The 2,364-nt window shown below is 67.9% G+C and carries 4 protein-coding genes; all 4 read left to right on the top strand.

The genetic code is table 11. The annotated features are described in order from the left end of the window. Window positions 1-157 precede the first annotated feature (157 nt). A complete protein-coding gene (gene efp, locus AC5RUJ_RS14785; RefSeq protein ID WP_493977527.1) occupies window positions 158-721 on the top strand; it encodes an elongation factor P in 564 nt (187 codons plus the stop codon). After that, entirely contained in the window at window positions 721-1,140 is a 420-nt protein-coding gene (gene nusB, locus AC5RUJ_RS14780) for a transcription antitermination factor NusB (RefSeq protein WP_493999804.1), read from the top strand. Before efp ends, nusB begins: the two co-directional genes overlap by 1 nt. Before the next feature lie 232 nt (window positions 1,141-1,372). Next, complete coding sequence (gene pyrR / locus AC5RUJ_RS14775) at window positions 1,373-1,966, top strand: bifunctional pyr operon transcriptional regulator/uracil phosphoribosyltransferase PyrR (protein WP_493999803.1); 594 nt, start codon at window positions 1,373-1,375, stop codon at window positions 1,964-1,966. Then, window positions 1,963-2,364: aspartate carbamoyltransferase (locus AC5RUJ_RS14770; RefSeq protein ID WP_494156092.1), on the top strand; the 402-nt coding region annotated here is incomplete at its 3' end. The genes pyrR and AC5RUJ_RS14770, both read left to right, overlap by 4 nt.

The following is a 2,364-nucleotide window of genomic DNA, read 5'->3' as shown; positions in this document are numbered from 1 at the left end:
GGCCGCCAGGGCCGCTCCGGGCCAAGGCGCGGCCAGCCCGTCCGCAGGGCCCGTCTTCGGGCGGCAACCCGCCAGCAGGTAGAATGTCTGCTGGACTTCGCTCCGGGCCGGGCGGACTTTCCGCCCGCGGCCCGCCATCATCGAGGAAAGTGAAACTGTGGCCACGACCAACGACATCAAGAACGGCACCGTGCTGAAGCTGGACGGCCAGCTGTGGAACGTCATTGAGTTCCAGCACGTGAAGCCGGGCAAGGGCGGCGCGTTCGTGCGCACCAAGATCAAGAATGTCGTCAGCGGCAAGATCCAGGACAAGACGTTCAACGCCGGCCTGAAGATCGAGACCGCCACGGTTGACCGCCGCGATTACACCTACCTGTACAAGGACGGCGACGACTTCGTCTTCATGGACGTGCAGGACTACGACCAGGTCACCGTTCCCGGCCCGGTGGTCGGCGACGACGAGAACTTCCTGCTGGAAAACATCAAGGTCAACATCGCCATGCACGACGGCATCCCGCTCTACATCGAGCTGCCCGCCTCCGTGGTCATGGAGATCACGTACACCGAGCCCGGCCTGCAGGGCGACCGTTCCACCGGCGGCACCAAGCCCGCCACCGTGGAGACCGGCTACCAGATCCAGGTTCCGCTGTTCCTGGAGACCGGCACCAAGGTCAAGGTCGACACCCGCACCGGCGACTACCTGGGACGAGTCAACGACTAGTGAGTGCTCCCACTTCTGCCCGCGGCAAAGCCCGCCGCAGGGCCGTCGACGTCCTCTTTGAAGCCGAACAGCGCGGCGTGTCCCCGGCCGATGCGCTGGCCGGTCGCGGCAACACCGACCAGGTGATCAACCCCTACACCGCCCAGATTGTGGAGGGGGTCGCCGCCCTGCAGCCGACCATCGACGAGTTCCTGGCCACCTACGCCCAGGGCTGGACGCTGGAACGGATGCCCGCGGTGGACCGGATTATCCTGCGGGTCGGCTCCTGGGAACTGCTCTACAACGACGACGTCCCCGACGGCGTCGCGGTCAGCGAGGCCGTCGAGCTGGCCAAAACGCTCTCGACCGACGAGTCGCCGTCCTTCGTCAACGGGCTGCTGGGCCGGCTGCAGCAGCTCAAGCCCACGCTCCTGGCCTGACCCGGCCCGCAGCCACCATCCCCACGCGCGACGGCGGGTGCCCGCATTCCGGGCACCCGCCGTCGCCGCGTCCGGCACCTCCGCACCGCGCAGGTGAGCTTGCGCACATCGTCCGCGCATCGCCGTCGCACAGCCGTCACGAACGACAGGAGCGGAGGCGGGCATGGTAATTTTGAGGGCGCAAGCAACCTTTAAATTCCGTCCAGCGAGGCGGGGAAGGAGGCGGCAACAGATGAACACGGACCACCCGGCGCAGCCGGCATCGTCGCGCGTTGTACTTGCCGAAGCGGACATCAACCGCGCATTGACCCGTATCGCCCACGAGATCCTCGAGGCGAACAAAGGCTCCCAGGACCTGGTCCTGCTGGGCATCCCGCGCCGCGGTTACCCGCTGGCCCGGCGGCTGGCCGCCAAGATCGCCGCCGCCGACCCCTCCGTCGCCGCCGACAAAATCATCGGCCAGCTCGACGTGACCATGTTCCGCGACGACCTGCGCCGGCATCCCACGCGTTCGCCGCTGCCCACCCAGCTGCCGGCCGAGGGCATCGACGACAAGGTCGTGGTGCTGGTCGACGACGTGCTCTATTCCGGGCGCACCATCCGCGCCGCCCTGGACGCCCTGGTGGATCTGGGCCGGCCACGGATCGTGCGGCTGGCCGTGCTGGTGGACCGCGGGCACCGCGAACTGCCGATCCGCGCCGACCACGTCGGCAAAAACCTTCCCACCTCTTCCAAGGAAAAGGTCCGGGTCCGGCTGGCCGAGACCGACACCAACAACGGCGCACCGGCGGCCGACGAAGTAGTGATCGAGGACGTCAGCGCATGAAACACCTGCTCTCCACCGCGGACCTGGCCAAGCAGGACGCGGTGCAGATCCTCGACACTGCCGAGGAGATGTCCGCGGTCTCCCAGCGCGAGGTCAAGAAACTGCCCGTGCTGCGCGGCCGAACCGTGGTCAACCTCTTCTTCGAAGACTCCACCCGCACCCGCATTTCCTTCGAAGCCGCCGCCAAGCGGCTCTCGGCCGACGTCATCAACTTCGCGGCCAAGGGATCCTCGGTCTCCAAGGGCGAATCGCTCAAAGACACCGCCCAGACCCTGGAGGCGATGGGCGCGGACGCCGTCGTCATCCGGCATTGGGCCTCCGGGGCGCCGGCGCGGCTGGCCGGCTCGGCGCTGAACGGCGCGGGGTACGACTCGCCCGGGACCGTCGTCGGCCGACGG

The sequence above is a fragment of the Arthrobacter sp. Y3223164 genome, from assembly GCF_059091005.1.
This window is presented reverse-complemented; position numbering and strand designations above follow the sequence as displayed.

Bases quoted from the DNA above. Each gene is read 5' to 3' on its own strand.
- pyrR (WP_493999803.1), top strand. From the start codon at position 1,373: ATGAACACGGACCACCCGGCGCAGCCGGCATCGTCGCGCGTTGTACTT.